An 18,318-nucleotide genomic window follows, 5' to 3' on the forward strand; every position below is an offset into this window, starting at 1 on the left:
CTCCGGGGCGCCGCTGCCCGGCAAAGGAGTGCGCCAGTGCAGGGATTCAGTGCCGGCACCATGGCCGACCAGCAGGGCAAGTCCGTGCTGGTCACCGGGGCCAACAGCGGTCTGGGCTTCGCGGCCGCGCTGGCGTTTGCTGCCAAGGGTGCCGCGGTGACGCTCGGTTGCCGCAACATGGAGCGCGGCCGGGCGGCCTTGGAGGGGATCCGCTCCACCACCGGCACCACCACCGCCACGCTGGCCGAGCTGGACCTGGCCAGCCTGGATTCGGTGCGGGCCTTCGCCGCCGGGTGGGACGGGCCGCTGGACATCCTGGTCAACAATGCCGGGCTGATGGCCCCGCCCCGCTCCACCACCGTGGACGGCTTCGAGCAGCAGCTGGGCATCAACCACCTGGGCCATTTTGCGCTCAGTGGCCTGCTGCTCCCGGCGCTGCGCCGTGCCCCCGCCGCCCGGGTGGTGGTGGTCTCCAGCATCGCCCACCGCCGCGGCGTGATCAATTTCGACGACCTCATGAGCCAGAGCCGGTACCGGCGCTGGCAGGCCTACAGCCAAAGCAAGATCGCCAATCTCTACTTCGCCATGGAGTTTGCCCGCCGGCTGTACGAGCACGGGGAGAACATCATCGTCGCCGCCGCGCATCCGGGCGTGGCCAACACCAACCTGCCGGCCAGCATGGGACGCGACCCGCTGGCCCTGATCACCGGTGCCGTCATGAGGCTCACCGCCCAGCCCGGCAGCACCGCCGTGCTGCCGGTGCTTTATGCGGCCGCCGCCGCGGATGTGCGCGGCGGCGATTTCTACGGCCCCAGCGGGCTCTACGGCGCCGCCGCCGGCGGAGTCTCCATCGAGGCGCCGGCGGCCCGCGTGGCGGACCACCTGGTGGCGCTTCGCCTCTGGGAGGTCAGCGAGGCCCTAACCCAGGTGCACTTCGCGGACCTGCCCCCGGTGGGCGGCTAGCCGACCTTCAGCGAGGTGATCATCCGGGCGATGTTCTGGAACTCGCTGGTGAGCATATAGGCCTGCGCCTGGGCCAGGGTGTCGAAGGTGCGCAGTCCGGCGGCGCCATCGGGCGTCCCGGAGAACTCCTGCACATCGCCGAACATGTAGTGCCCCATCCCGGTGTCGCTGACCGTGTTGTAGATCTGGCAGGCCTTGCCCCCGGCGCCGGCGATGTGGTCGGTGATGCCGTAGGAGGCATAGAACGCCGTGGTTCCCTGCACCAGGCGGTAGACGAAGCGCGGCGAGACCGCGCCGCCGTCGTCGCTGGTGGAGGGAATGCCCATCGGCACGCTGGCCAACACCGTGTAGTCGCGGGCGTCCTCCGGCGCGCAGCCGCCGCCCAGGACCGCCGGACTGGTTTTGAAGGTGGCCACCACCTCGCCGGCGGAATTCTTCACCTCCACGGTGGTTTCGGCCACGGCGGTGGCCGTGGGCCGTTGGGTGGTCCACTCCTGCGGCAGCTCAAAGCTGATCTTGCGGTCCGGGTCGGTGTAGGTCTTCCACGCCGACGCCGTGGGTCCGGCCGTGGGTGCGCCGCCGGATGTGGCCGCCGACGACGACGGTCCTGCCGTGCCGCTGGTGGACGCGGCCGCCGTGGAACCTGCCGGGCTTGAAGCCGCCGTCGATTGCGTGGCCGAGGGCGCTGGCGCACTGCCGCCGTCGCAACCGGCCAGGGCCACCACTGCCGCCACTGCCATGCCCAGGATCAACGCCCGCTGTGCCATGATGCCTCCTGCCGGTGCCAGCAGCCGCCGAGACCGGAACCGGCTGGTACGGGCCATCCTAGCCCCGCACCGCGGCCGGCGGCAGTCCCCCGCCGGGGCGCGCCGGGCGGTGCGGGAGCGTAGCGGCCGCGGCGTAATCTGGGCGCGGGGATCGCCCCGGAAGGTAGGATGTCCGCATGACTTCCGCCGTTTACCGCATCGCCCGTGTCCGCCCGCTGGATTCCGTTGCCGGCACCCCCGGGATGGACGAACAGTTCTTCGTCCGCAACAACGCCGCGGACTTCGCCTCCGCCGAAGGAAGCGTCTGGGAGATCGTCCCGACGCCGTTCACCGGCTCCTGGGCCAACCAGAACAGCCCCGCGCGCGGCGCCTGGACCGTGGGCAACACCGTTCCCGAGGACGAGTTCACCTTCCTGGCCCCCTGCTCCCCGGCCAATGTCTTCGGCATGGCACACAACACCGGCGCCGCGGGCCGCGCCCTGCCGCCGCAGGCCTTCCACAAGGCCGCCACCTCCGTGGTGGGCCCCGGCGAGGCCATCGTGCTCAGCTCCACCGTGGGCTATGTGGACCCCGAGGCCGAGCTGACGGTGGTGGTGGGCACGCACAGCCGCAACCTCACCCTGGACAACGCCCGGGACGCCATCCTGGGCTTCACCATCGGCAACGATGTCTCCGCGCGCGACCTGCAGAAATCGGACGAGCTGTGGATCAGTGCCAAGAGCCAGGACACCTTCACCCCGCTGGGCCCGTGGATCGTCGTCGGCCTCGACGACGCCGACGCCGCGATCTCCATCGTGCACAACGGCACCGAACTGGCCGCGGCCAGCAGCAAGGACCTGGGCTGGGGCGTGGACGAGATCCTGGTCTACCTGAGCTCCTTCATGACCCTGCACCCGGGGGATGTGGTGCTGACCGGATTCCCGTCCGAGTGCCGCCAGATCACTCCCGGCGACACGGTGGTGTGCCGCGTGGCAGGCATAGGCGATCTCAGCAACCCCGTGGTGGCCCTCTAGTCCTGGCCACAGCCGGTTCACAGCCGGTGCATGGTCCGCCCTCGGACTAGTGGCAGAATCTTAGGAGCATGGCAACCACAATGGAGGACGACGCGGCGGTCCCGGCACCCGGGACCGGGGTCGAACACACCCTGTCCGAGCCGACCCTCCCCTGGCCGGTGCGCACCGGCGCCGCCGATCCCCGGCGTTTTGCCACGCTCCGCCACCAGGTGCGCTCGTTCCTGGTGGTGGCCGTCATCTGCACCGCCACCTCCGTGGCCATTTTCGCCGCGCTGCGGCCGGCGACCGGCGTGCAGTGGGCCAATGGCATCTCACTGGTGCTCTGCTCCGTGCTGAACACGGAGCTGAACCGGCGGATGAGCTTTGGCATCTCCGGGATCAAGGACTGGGTCAAGGACCAGCGCCGCGGCCTGTGGGTAATGCTGCTGGCCCTGGGGCTGAGCAGCGGCAGCCTCTGGCTGCTGCACGAGCTGGCCCCGGACGCCAGCATGGCCACCGAGCTGGTGGTGATCACGGGGGCGAATGTGGTGGCCGCCGTAACGCGGTTTATGCTGCTGCGCTACTGGATCTTCCGCCGCGTGCGCCGCGCCCGCGCACTGTAGCGAGCGCGTCCACCAATTTTTCCACCGCCGCGTCCAGGTCTTCGGCCGCAATCCCCGCACCAAAGCTGAAGCGCAGCGCCGTCTGGGCCACCTCCGGGGCGATCCCGCAGGCCAGCAGCACCGGCGATGGCTCATCCGAGCCCGCCGCGCAGGCGGAGCCGGAGGAGCACAGCACGGAGGCGCGCTCCAGTTCCAGCAGCACCGATTCCCCGCTGGTGCCCGGGAAGACGAAGGACGCCACGGAGGGCAGCCGCTCGCTGCGGTGGCCGGTCAGCCGCGCCTCGGGGACCCGGGCCAGCACCGCGGCGATGAAATCCTCCCGCAGCGCCGCCACCCGCCCGTGGGCCTGCGGCCGCTCGGCCTCGGCCAGGCGCAGGGCGGCCGCCAGTGCCGCCGAGAAGGCCACGTTTTCCGTCCCGGACCGGGCGCCGTGCTCCTGGCCGCCGCCATGGACCAGCGGCTCGGCGTGGATCCGGCTGCGCAGGAACAGCACCCCCACCCCCTTGGGTGCACCCAGCTTGTGCCCGGAGATGCTCAGGGCATCCACCCCCAGGGCCGCCACGTCCAGCGGCAGCCAGCCGGCCGCCTGCACGGCGTCCGTGTGGAAGGGCACCCCCGCGGTCCGCGCCGCAGCTGCCAGCTCCGCAATGGGCTGGACAGTGCCGATCTCGTTGTTGGCGTACATCACCGAGGCCAGGGCGACGTCGGGCCCCAGCAGGGCCGCAAAGGCCGCCGGCGCCACCCGGCCGTCCGCATCCACGGGCACGGTGTCGACCGCAAAGCCGTGGACGCGGGCCAGATAGTGCGCGGATTCGGCCACCGCCGGATGCTCGACGGCGGAGACCAGCACGCGGGTGCGCCGCGGGTCCTCGGCCCGGCGGGCCAGCGCAATGCCCTTCACCGCCAGATTGTCCGCCTCCGTGCCGCCGGCGGTGAAGACGATTTCCCCGGGCAGGCAGCCCAGCACGGCGGCCACCCGTTCCCGGGCCTCCTCAAGCGCCCGCGCCGCCTCCTCCCCTAGTCCATAGTGGCTGGAGGGGTTGCCGAACTGGCTGGTCAGCAGCGGCCACATGGCCTCGATGGCCTCGCGGCGGACCGGGGTGGTGGCGGCGGCGTCGAGAAAGATCATGTCGGTCAGGCCTCGATGGCGATGTCCAGGCCCAGGTCCAGGGCCCGGACGCTGTGGGTCAGGGCGCCCACGGAGATGATGTCCACGCCCGTGGCGGCGATGCCGGCGATGGTGGACAGGTTGACGTTGCCGCTGGCCTCCACCAGCGCTCGTCCGTTGACCTGGGCGACGCCGGCGCGCAAGCCGGCCAGGCTGAAGTTGTCCAGCATGATGGTGTCCACCCCGGCGGCCAGCACGGGCTCGATCTGCTCGGCGCTGTCCACCTCCACCTCGAAGTGCACCGTGTGGCCCAGCTGCGCGCGCACGCCCGAGAGGGCCTCGGTCAGCTTGGCGGGATCCCCGCCGGTGAGCACGGCCAGGTGGTTGTCCTTGGCCAGCACGGCGTCCGAGAGCGAGAAGCGGTGGTTGTGCCCGCCGCCGCAGCGCACGGCGTAGCGTTCGAGCACGCGCAACCCGGGGGTGGTCTTGCGCGTGTCGGTGACGCGGGCCTTGGTGCCGGCGAGCTGCGCGGCGTACTGGGCGGTGGTGGTGGCGATGGCGCTCATCCGCTGGACCAGGTTCAACCCCACGCGTTCGCCGGTGAGGACGGCCCTGGCCAGTCCCTCCACCTTGGCCAGCCGCGCCCCGGCGGCAAAGGCTTCGCCATCGGCCACCAGCAGCTCCACCACAGCGGCCGGATCCTGGGCAACCATGGCCGCGGCAAAGACGGCTCCACCGGAGAAGATGCCGCTCTCGCGCGCCACCAGCCATGCCGTGGCCCGCGCGGTGGCCGGCAGCAGCGTGGCGGAGGTGATGTCCCCGTACGGGGCGTCCTCGGCAAACGCCGTGGCCAGGACGCGGGCGACGGCGTCGGCCGGGAGCGCGGGCAGCGTCGCCGGGTGCCAGGTGGCGGCTTCGGCCAGGGTGGGTTCGACGGCGTTCATGCGCTCTCGCTTTCGGTGGAACTGTGGGTGGACGCGCCCACCAGCGGGCGGCCAATCTCATCGGTGGCGGCGGCAAAGTACTGCGAGCGCCGCCCGCCGGCCGCGGGTGCGGACGGGAAATCAACGCGCACGTGCGCGCCGATGGAGTTTTCCCGGGCGGCCGCCGCCTGGACCAGCAGGGCGGCGGCGAGGTGCAGGTTGGCCAGCTCGCGCTCCGCCACCGTGGCTCCGGCAGGGTCCTGCACCGGCGCCGTGCTGCCCGCCAGGCGGTCGGTGGCCCGGGCCAGTCCGGCCCCGCTGCGCACCACGCCGGCCTCGGCGGACATCAGGCGGCGCAGGCCGGCCCGGTCCAGGGGTGCGGATCCTGCCGGGGCTGGTCCGGCCGGTGCGGCGCCGTCCAGTGCCGCACCCTCCAAGGCCGCACCGTCCAGCGGCGCGGCCGCGAAGGCCACGGGCCAGCCCAGGCCCGCGCCGCCGTCGCCGGCACCGCCATCGGAACCGTCAAACCCGCCGCCGTGGAAGCCGCCGGCAGCCGTGCCGCATTCGGCCAGATAGGCGGCCACGGCGCGGCGGCCGAACACCAGCCCCTCCAGCAGCGAGTTGGAGGCCAGCCGGTTGGCGCCGTGCACGCCGGTGCAGGCCACCTCGCCGGCGGCGTACAGCCCCGGGATGGAGGTGCGTCCGTGCAGATCGGTGGCCACGCCCCCCATCCAGTAGTGCGCGGCCGGGACCACGGGCAGCCATTCACGGCACCAGTCGAAACCCAGCGCACGGGTCTGCGCGTCGATGGTGGGGAACCGGCGGGCCAGGTAGCCCTCGCCGTTCTCCGCCTCCACGCCCGTGGCGTCGAGGAACACGGTGGCGCCCGGCGCAGCCCCGGTCGAGCGCAGATGCGCGGCAATGGCGCGGGAGACGACGTCGCGCGGGGCCAGGTCCGCCAGCGGGTGGTGGTCCGGCATGAACCGGTGGTCCGCGGCGTCGCGCAGCACTGCGCCGGCGCCGCGGACGGCCTCGGAGATCAGGAAGTTCCCGCCCACGGCCAGCGCCGTCGGGTGGAACTGGAAGTATTCAAGGTCGGCGACGGCGGCACCGGCCCGCCAGGCCAGTGCCAGACCGTCCGCCGTGGCGACTGCGGGGTTGGTGGTGAACTCGAAGAGCTGGCCCGCGCCGCCGGTGGCCAGCAGCACGGCGCCGGCGTCCAGCCGGTGGAGAGCACCATGCTGGAGGTAGCGCACACCGGTGGTGCGCGCGGCGGTGGTGCACAGTTCGGTGGCGAAGGCGTGCTCGTGCACGGTGATGCGTCCGGCGGCCGCCGCACTGTGCACGGCGGCAATCAGCGCGTCGGCAATCGCGGCACCGGTGGCGTCGCCGCCGGCGTGCAGGATCCGGGCGGCGGAATGCGCCCCCTCCAGGCCCAGTGCCCGTTCCCCGGTGGCCGGGTCGCGGTCAAAGGCGACACTGAAGCGCTCCAGGGCGGCAATGTCCCCGCAGGCCTCGGTGCACAGGATCCGCACGGCCTCGGCATCGCACTGCCCCGCACCGGCGGCCAGCGTGTCGGCGATGTGCGCCGCCACGGTGTCCCCGGGCGCCGCATCGCCGGGCGCCAGCACGGCGCAGATGCCACCCTGGGCCAGATGCGTGTTGGAGGCCGCCAGCACGCCCTTGGTCAGCAGGACCACCGGCACCCCGGCCTCGGCGGCCAGCAGTGCGCTGTAGAGGCCGGCGATCCCGCTGCCCACCACCACCAGCGGCTCGGCGCCGCCATCCGGCACGCCGCGCCCCGCTGCCGGACGCCCCGCTGCCCCAGTCGTGCCTGTCATGGCCGGGCCGCCAGCATCCGTTCCAGCGCCACCCGTGCCGCCACCGCCGTGTCCTCCGCGACGGTGATGCGGTTGTTGACCTCACCGGCCACCAACCCCTCCAGCACCCAGGCCAGGTAGCCGGGGTGGATGCGGTACATGGTGGAACAGGGGCAGATCACCGGGTCAAGGCAGAAGATGGTGTGCTGCGGGTACTCCGCCGCCAGCCGGTTGACCATGTTGATCTCCGTGCCGATGGCAAAGGTGCTGCCGGCCGGAGCCGCCTGGATGGCTTTGAGGATGTAGTCCGTGGAGCCGGCCGCGTCGGCGGCGTCCACCACGGGCATCGGGCACTCCGGGTGGACGATCACGCGCACGCCGGGGAAATCCGCACGGGCCTTTTCGATCTGGCCCACGTTGAAGCGCTTGTGGACCGAGCAGAAACCGTGCCAGAGGATCACCCGGGCGTCCTGGAGTGTCTGCTGGTCGGTGCCGCCCCAGGGCTTGCGCGGGCTCCACATGGGCATCTGCTCCAGCGGAACCCCCATGGCCTTGGCGGTGTTGCGGCCCAGGTGCTGGTCGGGGAAGAACAGCACACGCTGGCCGCGCTCGAAGGCCCACTCCAGCACCGTGGCGGCGTTGGAGGAGGTGCAGACGATGCCGCCGTGCCGGCCGCAGAACGCCTTGAGGGCGGCGGAGGAGTTCATGTAGGTGACGGGGATGACGGGTACCCGGCCGTCCTCGTCGGGTTCGGTGCCGTAGAGCTCCTCGAGCTGCTCCCAGCAGGCCTGCACGGATGCCTCGTCGGCCATGTCGGCCATCGAGCAGCCGGCGGCGAGGTTGGGCAGGATCACGGCCTGGTCGGGGCGGGAGAGCATGTCGGCCGTTTCGGCCATGAAGTGCACGCCGCAGAAGACGATCGCCTCGGCATCGGGCCGGGTCATGGCGGCATTGGCCAGCTGGAAGGAATCTCCCACAAAGTCCGCGTAGGCCAGCACCTCGTCGCGCTGGTAGAAGTGGCCCAGGATGACCACCTTCTCCCCCAGCGTTGCCTTGGCCGCGAGGATCCGGCCGGCCAGCTCCTCGTCGCTGGCGTCCTTGTACTCCTGCGGCAGCTGGCCCTGCCGCGGGGTGGCGGGCGGGGCGGCGTCGGCCACGGAGGCTCCGGGGCCGTAGCCGGGCGTGCCGGCCAGCGCCTCAGCCAGGTCGAACTCCCACGGGCCCTTGGCCAGCTCGGTGCTGCAACTGCTCTGCGCGCGGCCCGGGGAACCCTGCGGCAGGGCTGAGTCGTTGCGGCGCTCGGCCTCGTCGCGGGTGATGAGTTGAATGGCCGTATTGACGCTGGTCATGGTCTGCTCCGTGGTGTCTAAGGCGTTGCTGCTGTGAAAAGTGCTGCGGGATGGGGTTGGCTCGGACTGTGGCCGCCGGGCGGCCCGCCGGAGTCCACCCCGGTGTAGCGGTACAGGCGCGGCGGGCGGTGCTTGCCGCCCTGCAGGTACTCGTCCGTCGGCTCGATCTGCGGGGCTGCCTTGAGCTGGCGGCGGAAGTTGGCCGGATCCAGGCTCCGGTCGAGCACGGCCTCGTAGACCTCGCGGACGGCCGCCAACGTGAACTTCTCGCCCAGGAAGTGGTAGGCAATGGACCCGTAGGCCATCTTGTTCCGCAGCCGCCAGAGCGCGTAGTCCACGATCTCGTTGTGGTCGAAGGCCAGCGTGTCCAGCCCGTCCGCCCGGAACCACTTCACATTGGCCGATTCCTCCGCCATGGCCGCCTCGGTGGGCTGGACCAGCGCCCAGTACACGATGGAGACCACGCGCGCACTGGGCGAGCGGTGCAGGCCGCCAAAGGCGTACAGCTGCTCCAGATAATCCGGTGACAGCCCCGTGGTCTCGCGCAGATTGCGCGCGGCGGCGTCCTGCAGGGACTCCGCCTGGGTCAGCGGCCCGCCGGGCAGCGCCCAGAGCCCGTCAAAGGGTTCGCGGATGCGCTTGACCAGCGGCAGCCAGAGGGTGGGACGGCCCGAGTTCACCGAGGGCCGGAGCGCGAAGATCACCGTGGAGATGGCCAGCTCCGGGGGTGCGGCGAGCCGCTCGCTGACGTTTGCCGAGCTGGGGAACATCCGCTTTCCTCCCTTCCACCGCTCCGCGGCACCCGGACGGGGCGCCGTCGTTAGTTAAAGTCACTTTGACTGAAACTGATCTTACGCCCAGCGGGGCACTCTGCAAAATATGGCGTCCGTCACACGCGGGTGGCCATGTGGTCCGGACGCGTCCGCGCAAGGAGGGATAATCGTCTACTGACCCACTGCAACGCTGCCGGGCAGCATGCAGCCCACCTATGGACGAGAGCACCGGTTATGCCTGCACTTCCCACCTCCCCCGCGCAGCACCGACCCTTCCCCGCTGCCGGGGCGCCCGCCGGGGGCCTGGGCCACACGCTCAAGACCCGGCAGCTGACCATGATGGGCCTCGGCAGTGCCATTGGTGCCGGGCTCTTCCTGGGCTCCGGCCAGGGCATCGCCGCCGCCGGACCCGCCGTGCTCGTCTCCTATCTGGTGGCCGGGACGCTGATCATCCTGGTCATGTGGGCGCTGGGCGAAATGGCGGCGGCCAACCCCGACTCCGGCGCCTTCTCCGTGTACGCGCAAAAGGCCCTGGGGGCCACCGCCGGCGCCACCCTGGGGTGGCTGTGGTGGCTGCAGATGATCGTGGTGATCGCCGCCGAGGCCCTGGGCGCCTCCGGCCTGCTCTACAGCGTCTGGCCGGTGGTCCCCGTCTGGGCGCTGACGCTGGTCTTCATGAGCATCTTCACCGCCATCAACCTGACCTCGGTGAAGAACTACGGGGAGTTCGAGTTCTGGTTCGCCATCCTCAAGGTGGGCGCCATCGTGCTCTTCCTGCTCTTCGGCACGGCCCTGCTGCTGGGCTGGATCCCGGGTGCCCCCTCCCCCGGGCTGGGCAACCTGGTGGCCCACGGCGGATTCGCCCCCAACGGCATCAGCGGCATTGCCACGGGCCTCTTCGTGGTCGCCTTCGCCTTCGGCGGGACGGAAATCGTCTCCATTGCCGCCGCCGAAACCGCCGATCCGGCACGCAGCGTGGCTGTGGCCATCCGCACTGTGGTCTGGCGCATCCTGGTCTTCTACATCGGCTCCATCTTCGTGATCGCCGCCGTGCTGCCGTGGACCTCCCCCGAGCTGGCGTCACCCTTCGCCGGCGTGCTGGACTCCGCCAACATCCCGTGGGCCGGCACCGCCATTACGCTGGTGGCTGTGGCCGCGCTGCTCTCGGCCCTGAACGCCAACCTCTACGGGGCCTCGCGGATGATCTACTCGCTCGGCGAACGCCACGAGGCCCCGGCCTTCGTCACCCGCCTCACGGCCAAGCACGTGCCGATGGCGGCCGTGGCCGTCTCGGTGGCCTTCGGCTTTGCCGCCGTCGTCCTTGAACTGCTCTTCCCGGACAAGGTGCTGCCGGCACTGCTGAACCTGGTGGGTTCCACCTGCCTGGTGGTCTGGGGCGTGGCCCTGCTCTCGCAGTTCATCCTGCGCCGGCGCGCCGACGCCGAGGGATCGGCGCTGCCGCTGCGGATGAAGGGCTTCCCGGTGCTGACCCTGGTGGGCCTGGTGCTGCTGGCCATGGTCTTCGCCGTCGGGTTCATCGGCGAGGACAGCCGCCAGCAGCTCTTTGGCACCTTTGCCCTGATTGCCGGCATCGCCGTGGCCTGCTGGATCAGCCTGCGCGTCCGCGCCGCCCGTGCGGTGGCCGCCGGCGAGCCGGCGGACATTGCGCGGCACTGGTTGAGCCACTAGCCTCAGCGGTAGAACGCCCGCTGCGGGCACCAAGTGAGGAGCGGCCACGTGGAACACGGCAAGCATTCGGCGCCACCGCACAGCCACACGGTGGAGGGATCCGATCCGGGGCTGAACATCCGGCACCTGCCCGCGGCGCACACCCCGGGGGCCCCGCAGCGCCCGGTGCTGCTGATCCACGGCTTCGCCTCTTCGATCGCGCTCAATTGGGATGCCCCGGGCTGGCTGGCCGCCCTGCACGCCGCGGGCCGGGAGGTCATCGCCGTGGACCTGCCGGGCCACGGTGCCAGCAGCGCTCCGGAGGACCTGGATTCCTACACGCCCAGCCGGATCCGGGCCGATCTGCTCCAGATTGCCGTGGACTGCGGCGCCCGCCCGCTGCGGGCGGACGACGCCGGCAGCGGCCTGGACGTGATCGGCTACTCCCTGGGCTCCCGGCTGGCCTGGGAGTTTGGCGCCACCCAGGGCGAGCTGGTGCACCGGATGGTGCTGGGCGGGCCGAGCGCCGCCGATCCGCTGGCCGCCTTTGACCTGGCCGCGGCCCAGCGTTTCCTGGCCGACGGTACGCCGATTGCCGATGCCTCCACCGCCGCCCTGCTCAAGATGGCCCAGCTGGTGCCCGCCAACAACATCTTCGCCCTGCTCTCGCTCGTGCAGGCCATCAAGTCCGAGCCCTTCGACCCGGCCGAGGCCGTGCCGAAGATGCCCATCCTGCTCATCGCCGGCGACGCTGACGAGCGTGCCTCCGGGCTGGACGCACTGGCCGCCCTCAGCGGCTCCGCCACCACGCACCTGATCCCCGGCCGGACCCACGCCAATGCCGTCACCTCCCGGGACTTCAAGACCGCCGCCATCGACTTCCTCGCCGCCTAAAGCCGCCCGCACCGGCGCCCGCCGGCCGCCACCGGCGTAGGCTGGATGGTGGGTGCAACCAGAATGGACAGGCGGGAGTATGCGGACCGGACGGCCGCAGGCAGGACGCTGGCCGGGGCCCTGCAGAGCTACGCGGGCCGGCCCGGCACCATGGTGCTTGGCTTGGCGCGCGGCGGCATCCCGCTCGCCGCGTCCCTGGCGGAACACCTCCGGCTCCCGTTGGGCGCACTCGTCGTGAAAAAGCTGGGCGTCCCGGGCCACGAGGAGACGGCCTTCGGCGCCTTGGCCACGCTGGATGGCACGGTGGTCGAATGGCTCAACACGCCGTTCCGCGAGCGGCTGCTGCGCGAGGGCTATTCCCCCACCGGGCTGGACGCGGTGCGCACCCGCGAACGCGCGGCGCTGCTGGACCGTTTCGCCCGCTATCCCGCCCCTGACCTGCCGCCGGCGCCCGCCACGCTGATCGTGGCCGACGACGGCCTGGCCACCGGCGCCACCATGTGTGCCGCCATCCTGGCCGTGCGGGCGTGCGGGCCCGCCGAGGTGGTCGCGGCGGCGCCCGTGGGATCGCGGGAGGCCTGCGCCGCCGTCGGCGCCCTGGCCGACAGGGTGGTGTGCCCGCGCATGCCGCCGCATTTCTTCGCCGTCGGCAACCACTACCTCGACTTCCGGCAGACCACCGACGCCCAGGCGTTGGCGCTGCTGGCACGCTAGCCCAGCGGCACCCGGGCCCGCCGCCGGATCAGCACCACGGCCAGGATCCCGACGACGGCGCCAATGACTGTCTCGAGCCCGCGTTCGAGCACCAGCCGCACCGGGTCCACGGGCACGGCCAGCTGGGTCATCAGCAGGATCACCGGCGTGAAGAACACCATCGCCAGCCCGTAGTGCCGGACCATGAACAGCTCGGTCGGGAACTGGCACAGGACGACGACGACGGCCAGCACCAGGGCCTCGCGGCCCGGGAAATACTGCAGCGGGGACAGCGGCCCGGGGAAGAGCACCACCGCCACCACCAGCAGCCCCAGGAACGTCCCCACGATCCGGTGGATGCCGCGGTGGACGCTGCTGGGCAGGTCGGCCCCGGCCAGCGGCACCGCGGCCGCGGCCATGGCCCAGTGCGGATGTCCGATCCCGCTCAGGACGGCAACCACCCCGGCAACACCGACGGCGGCCAGGTAGCGGCCGGCGTGGACCATCGCGTCCCGGCGCAGGCCGGCGGTCCACGGGGTGGGTTCGCGGGTGGCTCCCGGGGACCAGTTCCTGCCGCGGAGCCAGCCGCTGAACCCCACCAGCACCGAAAAGGCCGCCGAGCCCGCGCAGACCAGGGCCACGACGTGGAGCGGAACGGCCAGCGGGACCGAGGCGCAGGCACCGAGGGCCAGGATGCCGAAGAACGGCCCGTTGGGCCGGAGCCTGACCTTGTCGGCGAACAGGGATCCGAGGCCGGCAAACACCGTCTCGACCAGGACCAGCCCCCGAGGGCCAAGGTGCAGGGCGGAGACGGCGGTGCCCGCCAGAACGCCGGCCAGCAGGAATGCCCCCGCCTGGGCCTGGTGCTTGAGCCGGAGCTGGTGCGGTTCGGTGCGCCCGTACATGCCGGTGAACGCACCGAGCACCGCGTAGACGACAAGCTCGGGATGCCCCAGGGCCACCAGGAGCATGCTCGGCACTGCGATGCCCAGGGCCACGCGGAGGGCGGGCAGGTGGTCCCCGCTCGCCGGGCCGATGCTGTGCAGGCCGCGGACATGCGCCATCATCGTCCGCACAGCCACCACCACCCATCACTCAACCGTCCTTTGGAATTTATCAGGACGGCCAGATCGCGGCCATATCGCCCGTCACACCGCGTCAGATGCCCGCAGCAGCAGACCCCGGGTCTGGTTCCGCCGCGGCGCCGGGCCGTCCGACCAGCGCCGTCGTCATTTCCTCGCCCGCCTGCGTGACAATGCGGCGCATGGCGGTTTCGGCCTCCGCTGCCATGCCACGCTGGATGGCGTCCGCCACCACGTAGTGCAGGTGGCGGGCCTCCTGCCGGGGCACCTCCGGCATCAGTCCATAGTGGGTCCGGCCGGTCAGCACCTCCGCCACGGCCGATTCCAGATGCGAGAGCATCTCATTGCCCGAGGCCCGCAGGATCAGGGCATGGAATTCGATGTCCAGGGCCAGGAACGCTTCCAGGTCGCCCGCATTGCCGGTGGCGACCAGTTCACCGGCCACCTTCATCAGCTGGCGGCCGTCGGCCACGGAGATGGCCCGGGCGGCCAACCCTGCCGCCAGCGGTTCGACGGCGGAACGGAGCTGGGTGAGGGACTGCAACTGGGCTTCGCGGTTGGCACCGGCCAGCCGCCACCGGATCAGCAGCGGATCAAAGACATTCCAGCTCGAGGATCCCAGGATGGACACCCCCACATTGCGGCGCGAGGAGACCATGCCCAGCGTTTCAAGCACCCGCAGCCCCTCCCGCACCACCGAACGGGAGCTCTCAAACCGTTCCTCCAGATCCCCGGATTTGAGGACCAGCCCCTCGGGCAGCTCCCCCGCGGTGATCTGCTGCCCCATCAGCTCGACGAATCTGCTGTGGCGGCTGTGCACTTTCGCCGGCACCGTTGCCATGGCCACCCTTTCACGGCGTTTTGCCGGATTCCTGTTGAAAGGTCCCATCTTATCGCCGGACGGCACTTCATCCGATGACAAGGCGTGACGGAGATCATAAGTCAGCCTTACTGTTAACGAAGCTTGAATAAATCGTATTTTCTCCGTAATCTTGCTCACACAAGTCTTTCCGGAGCACTCTGCCATCGTGGCCGGATGCGCTCCGGGCCATAGGTCTGGCTCCAGACCAGCTAAGGAACCATTCGTGAAACCACTCGCAACGTTGGCAGCGGCACCGCAGCCGTGGTCAGCCCATGACACCCAATTGGTGGTTGTGGCCGCCATTGGCATCGCCCTGATCGTGCTCTTGATCGTCAAGGCAAAGCTGCACCCCTTCCTGTCCCTCGTTCTGGGGTCCGCCTTTGTCGGCATTGCCTCGGGTGTGGAACTGGGCAAAGTCATCACCAACTTCGAGGCCGGCGTCGGCGGGACGCTGCAGGAAGTTGGCCTGCTCATTGCCTTGGGCGCCATGCTCGGCAAGCTGCTGGCCGATTCCGGCGGCGCCAACCGCGTGGTGGACACCCTGCTTTCCAAGGTCTCCGGCGCTGCCGTTCCCTGGGCCATGGCCCTGGTGGCCGTGATCATCGGACTGCCGATGTTCTTCGAAATCGGCCTGGTGCTGCTGCTGCCGGTGATTGTTCTGGTGACGCAGCGCTCCAACTCCAAGCTGATGCGCATCGCCATTCCGGCCCTGGCCGGACTCTCCGTGCTGCACGGGCTGGTGCCCCCGCACCCCGGACCCTTGATTGCCATCTCGGCCGTCAATGCCCAGCTCGGCACCACGCTGGCCCTGGGCCTGCTGATCGCCCTGCCCACCGTCATCATCTGTGGCCCGCTGTTCTCGATCCTGGCCGCCAAGTGGGTTCCCGTGGGAGCCCCCAAGCGCGCCGGGGGCGTCGACACCTCGCACACGGGCGCCGATCCTGACGTCAAGCGCCAGCCGACGTTCCTGGTCACGGTGCTGACCATTGTCTTCCCCGTGGTGCTCATGCTCTCCAAGGCATTGGTGGACATCATCAACCCGGATGCCAAGAACCCCACCACCGTGCGCGTCTTCTTCGACTTCATCGGCCAACCGCTGGTCGCCATGACCCTTGCGGTCCTGCTGGCACTTGTCACGTTCGGCTACGCCGTCGGACTGAAGGGGGCCAAGCTCAGCCACAAGATTGGCGCCAGCGTGGGCCCGATTGCCGCCGTGATCCTCATCGTGGGCGCCGGCGGCGGTTTCAAGCAGACGCTGATCGGTGCCGGTGTTGGCGATGCCGTGGCCAAATGGGCCACCGGCGCCAACCTCTCCGTGCTGCTGCTGGGCTACCTGATTGCCGTCGCACTGCGGCTGGCCACGGGATCGGCAACGGTGGCCACCATCACCGCCGCGGGCATTGTCGCCCCGCTGGCCGGATCGCTCTCGCCCACCCACACGGCCCTGCTAGCCCTCGCCGTGGGCGCCGGCTCGCTGTTCCTCTCGCACGTCAACGACGCCGGTTTCTGGCTCGTCAAGGAACTCTTCGGACTGACCATCGGGCAGACCTTCAAGACCTGGTCCGTGATGGAAACGGCCATCTCGGTGGTTGGGTTCGGCTTTGTCATGATTCTTTCGGTGTTGATCTAGGTGGGAAATATGGATAACTCGGGACAGCAGCCCGTCCTCGTCATCATGGGAGTCTCCGGCTCCGGCAAGTCAACCGTGGCGGGAATCCTCGCCGGCCAGCTCGGCTGGGACCTGGAGGAGGGCGACGACCTCCACCCCACGGAAAACGTTGAAAAGATGGCCGCCGGCCACCCGCTCACGGACGAGGACAGGTGGCCGTGGCTGGACACCATCTCCTCCTGGATCATTGAGCACACCATGGCCGGCATCCCCGGCGTCATCACCTGTTCGGCCCTGAAGAAGATCTACCGGGACCGGCTGCGGGAGAAGAACGTGGTGTTCGTGCTCTTGTCCGGTTCCAAGGAACAGATCGGCCGCCGGCTCACCGCCCGGATGGACCACTTCATGCCGCCGACGCTCCTGGATTCCCAGATCTCCACGCTGGAGCCCCCGGGACCGGAGGAAAACAGCATCGCCATCGACGTCGGACGCACCCCGGCCGAGGAAGCCGCCGAGGTGGTCCGGAAGCTGGGCCTGACCCCGGTGACCGGCTCCACCACGCTGGGCCACCCGCGGCCCGGCACGTCCTCGGCGCCGCCGCACGTCTGACCCGCGCCTGGCCACAGGCACGGAACGGCCCCCGCACGGCATCGCCATGCGGGGGCCGTTCCGTGTCCGGAATCGTTATGGCCCGACAGGGCCGGCCCGCCCAGTCCTCCTGGACTCAGTCTTCCTGGGCCAGGAACTCCCGGATCCGCGCGCGCACCGGCTCGCGGTCGTAGGCGTTCACCATCGCCCCGGCCATCCGCACCGGGTCGCCGAAGAAGAAGTACTCGTACAGCGACTGCCGGCCGGAGAAGCCGGAGATGGAGGCGTCGAAGGCCAGCTTGAACAGGCGCACGCGTTCGGGCCCGGTCAACGTCTTGCCCTGCAGATAGAGCTCGATGTCCTCCCGCGCGCCGGAGTTCACATCAGCCTCGCCCGGCAGCGCCATCAGGCCGGAAGCGCAGAATTTGCGGATGATCTGCGGGAAGCGCTGGGCCACTTTGGGGTACCAGTTGCGGGCCGCGTTCAGCGTGCTCCACTTGGGCAGCATCACCCCGGCCTCGTTCAGGCTGGCGTCGGCCTCGGAGGCGCGGATCAGCGCCTTGCCGACCTCGACGTCGACGATCAGTTCCGCCAGATCCTCCTGGATGTGCGGAAAGCCGTCGATGCCGATGGAGGCGGCCAGCTCGGAGGCCAGGCCCAGGAAGAACTCGCTCTTGGCGATGGTGCGGGTGACCACCTGGTGCGTCATCAGGGCGCCGGCGCCGGTCTCGGCGTAGAAGCCGTTGCACAGCTCCGGGTGGCCCAACATGAAGATCCGCTCGTTGGGCACGAACACATGGTCAAAGACGGCGACGGCGTCCATCTCCTCGTAGCGGCTGGCCAGCGGCTCGTCGTGCGTGCTGCCGCCGTTGTAGAGCGAGGTGCGGCACAGGTAGCGCAGTCCCGGGGCGTCGTTGGGGATGGCGAACGCGTAGGAGTAGGGCGCGTCCTCCGGCGTGCCGCGCAGCACGGTGGAGGGGAACACCAGCAGCTCATCGGCAATGGGTGCAATGGTGGCGAGCATGCGCGCACCGTGGATCACGATGCCGTCCTCGCGCTCCTCGATGATGCGCGCGGAGAGCTGCCCCCCGAGCTGCTCGGAGCCGGAGACGGAGCGGTTGACCTGCGGCGGGATCAGCGTGTGCGTGGCCAGGACGTCGTTCTCGCGGGCCCACTCGTAGTACTTGCGGATGTTTTCGCCGTATTTGGGATCGGCCTGGGCGAACCACTTCTCCGCCGTGCTCAGCGCGGTGAGCGAGGAGTTCATATAGTCCCCTGTCCGGCCCAGGAAGCCATGGGTGGATTCGGCCCAGGTGGAGATCGCGGCGCGCCGGCGCACCAGGTCTTCCTGCGTCCGCGGCACCAGGAAGGAGGCATTGACCAGATCCCCGGTGGTGGGCGAGGTGTAGGTCAGCGCCGCCTGGTGCTCGGGGTCGTGCTGCATGTCGAAAAGCTTGGCGTAGGAGCGCGCCACATTGCGGAAGGCCGGGTGCTCGGCGATCTTTTCGCTCACCACCTCCCCATCGATGACCACGTGCGGGTGCATGGCGTTGAGCTTGCCAAGGTACTGCGCTCCGGTACGGATGCCCATGGTGCGTGTCGCT

Annotated in this window: 17 protein-coding genes; 8 read left to right on the forward strand and 9 right to left on the reverse strand. The window is 70.3% G+C overall.

The window, feature by feature from the left end; genetic code table 11:
• Positions 1-36 precede the first annotated feature (36 nt).
• Positions 37-963, forward strand: a complete 927-nt coding sequence (locus ACQCSX_RS07750) for an oxidoreductase (RefSeq protein WP_427018428.1) — start codon at positions 37-39, stop codon at positions 961-963.
• Here the strand turns inward: ACQCSX_RS07750 and ACQCSX_RS07755 are convergent.
• Positions 960-1,730, reverse strand: a complete 771-nt coding sequence (locus ACQCSX_RS07755; protein ID WP_427018429.1) for a hypothetical protein — start codon at positions 1,728-1,730, stop codon at positions 960-962. The two genes, ACQCSX_RS07750 and ACQCSX_RS07755, sit on opposite strands and share 4 nt — an antisense overlap.
• A gap of 176 nt (positions 1,731-1,906) precedes the next feature.
• Between ACQCSX_RS07755 and ACQCSX_RS07760 the strand changes: the two genes are divergently transcribed.
• Positions 1,907-2,743, forward strand: a complete 837-nt coding sequence (locus ACQCSX_RS07760; protein WP_427018430.1) for a fumarylacetoacetate hydrolase family protein — start codon at positions 1,907-1,909, stop codon at positions 2,741-2,743.
• A gap of 68 nt (positions 2,744-2,811) precedes the next feature.
• The gene (locus ACQCSX_RS07765) at positions 2,812-3,345 is read left to right on the forward strand and encodes a GtrA family protein (RefSeq protein ID WP_427018431.1); all 534 of its coding nucleotides are present in this window, start codon (positions 2,812-2,814) and stop codon (positions 3,343-3,345) included.
• Here ACQCSX_RS07765 and ACQCSX_RS07770 read toward each other — a convergent pair.
• The 5 genes from ACQCSX_RS07770 to ACQCSX_RS07790 are packed head-to-tail and all read right to left on the reverse strand — an operon-like array spanning position 3,290 to position 9,315.
• The gene (locus ACQCSX_RS07770) at positions 3,290-4,474 is read right to left on the reverse strand and encodes a cysteine desulfurase family protein (protein ID WP_427018432.1); all 1,185 of its coding nucleotides are present in this window, start codon (positions 4,472-4,474) and stop codon (positions 3,290-3,292) included. The genes ACQCSX_RS07765 and ACQCSX_RS07770 overlap by 56 nt on opposite strands.
• A 5-nt stretch (positions 4,475-4,479) precedes the next feature.
• Positions 4,480-5,397 (reverse strand): carboxylating nicotinate-nucleotide diphosphorylase, encoded by a 918-nt coding sequence (nadC, locus tag ACQCSX_RS07775; RefSeq protein ID WP_427018433.1) that lies wholly within the window; start codon positions 5,395-5,397, stop codon positions 4,480-4,482.
• Positions 5,394-7,217 (reverse strand): L-aspartate oxidase, encoded by a 1,824-nt coding sequence (locus ACQCSX_RS07780; protein WP_427018434.1) that lies wholly within the window; start codon positions 7,215-7,217, stop codon positions 5,394-5,396. The genes nadC and ACQCSX_RS07780 overlap by 4 nt, the downstream gene beginning before the upstream one ends.
• Positions 7,214-8,545 (reverse strand): quinolinate synthase NadA, encoded by a 1,332-nt coding sequence (gene nadA, locus ACQCSX_RS07785; protein ID WP_427018435.1) that lies wholly within the window; start codon positions 8,543-8,545, stop codon positions 7,214-7,216. The genes ACQCSX_RS07780 and nadA overlap by 4 nt, the downstream gene beginning before the upstream one ends.
• Before the next feature lie 17 nt (positions 8,546-8,562).
• On the reverse strand, positions 8,563-9,315 hold the full coding sequence (locus ACQCSX_RS07790; protein ID WP_427018436.1) for an NUDIX hydrolase: 753 nt from the start codon (positions 9,313-9,315) through the stop codon (positions 8,563-8,565).
• Between the two features lie 237 nt (positions 9,316-9,552).
• Between ACQCSX_RS07790 and ACQCSX_RS07795 the strand changes: the two genes are divergently transcribed.
• The 3 genes from ACQCSX_RS07795 (at position 9,553) to ACQCSX_RS07805 (ending at position 12,594) form a co-directional block, all read left to right on the forward strand.
• Positions 9,553-11,007, forward strand: a complete 1,455-nt coding sequence (locus ACQCSX_RS07795) for an amino acid permease (protein WP_427018437.1) — start codon at positions 9,553-9,555, stop codon at positions 11,005-11,007.
• 48 nt (positions 11,008-11,055) lie between these two features.
• The gene (locus ACQCSX_RS07800) at positions 11,056-11,880 is read left to right on the forward strand and encodes an alpha/beta fold hydrolase (RefSeq protein WP_427018438.1); all 825 of its coding nucleotides are present in this window, start codon (positions 11,056-11,058) and stop codon (positions 11,878-11,880) included.
• A gap of 63 nt (positions 11,881-11,943) precedes the next feature.
• Positions 11,944-12,594 (forward strand): phosphoribosyltransferase, encoded by a 651-nt coding sequence (locus ACQCSX_RS07805; protein WP_427018439.1) that lies wholly within the window; start codon positions 11,944-11,946, stop codon positions 12,592-12,594.
• Here ACQCSX_RS07805 and ACQCSX_RS07810 read toward each other — a convergent pair.
• Together ACQCSX_RS07810 and ACQCSX_RS07815 are read right to left on the reverse strand one after the other, a co-directional pair.
• Entirely contained in the window at positions 12,591-13,640 is a 1,050-nt protein-coding gene (locus ACQCSX_RS07810; protein WP_427018440.1) for an FUSC family protein, read from the reverse strand. The genes ACQCSX_RS07805 and ACQCSX_RS07810 overlap by 4 nt on opposite strands.
• Positions 13,641-13,731: 91 nt before the next feature.
• Positions 13,732-14,496, reverse strand: a complete 765-nt coding sequence (locus ACQCSX_RS07815; protein WP_427018441.1) for a FadR/GntR family transcriptional regulator — start codon at positions 14,494-14,496, stop codon at positions 13,732-13,734.
• 244 nt (positions 14,497-14,740) lie between these two features.
• Here ACQCSX_RS07815 and ACQCSX_RS07820 point away from each other — a divergent pair, with 244 nt between their 5' ends.
• On the forward strand, positions 14,741-16,147 hold the full coding sequence (locus ACQCSX_RS07820) for a gluconate:H+ symporter (protein ID WP_427018442.1): 1,407 nt from the start codon (positions 14,741-14,743) through the stop codon (positions 16,145-16,147).
• Between the two features lie 9 nt (positions 16,148-16,156).
• Positions 16,157-16,735, forward strand: a complete 579-nt coding sequence (locus ACQCSX_RS07825; RefSeq protein ID WP_427018443.1) for a gluconokinase — start codon at positions 16,157-16,159, stop codon at positions 16,733-16,735.
• 115 nt (positions 16,736-16,850) lie between these two features.
• Here the strand turns inward: ACQCSX_RS07825 and hpaB are convergent, their stop codons facing one another.
• The gene (hpaB, locus tag ACQCSX_RS07830; protein ID WP_427018444.1) at positions 16,851-18,305 is read right to left on the reverse strand and encodes a 4-hydroxyphenylacetate 3-monooxygenase, oxygenase component; all 1,455 of its coding nucleotides are present in this window, start codon (positions 18,303-18,305) and stop codon (positions 16,851-16,853) included.
• Positions 18,306-18,318 lie beyond the last annotated feature (13 nt).

It is taken from the genome of Pseudarthrobacter sp. P1, from assembly GCF_050156935.1.
GTDB lineage: Bacteria > Actinomycetota > Actinomycetes > Actinomycetales > Micrococcaceae > Specibacter.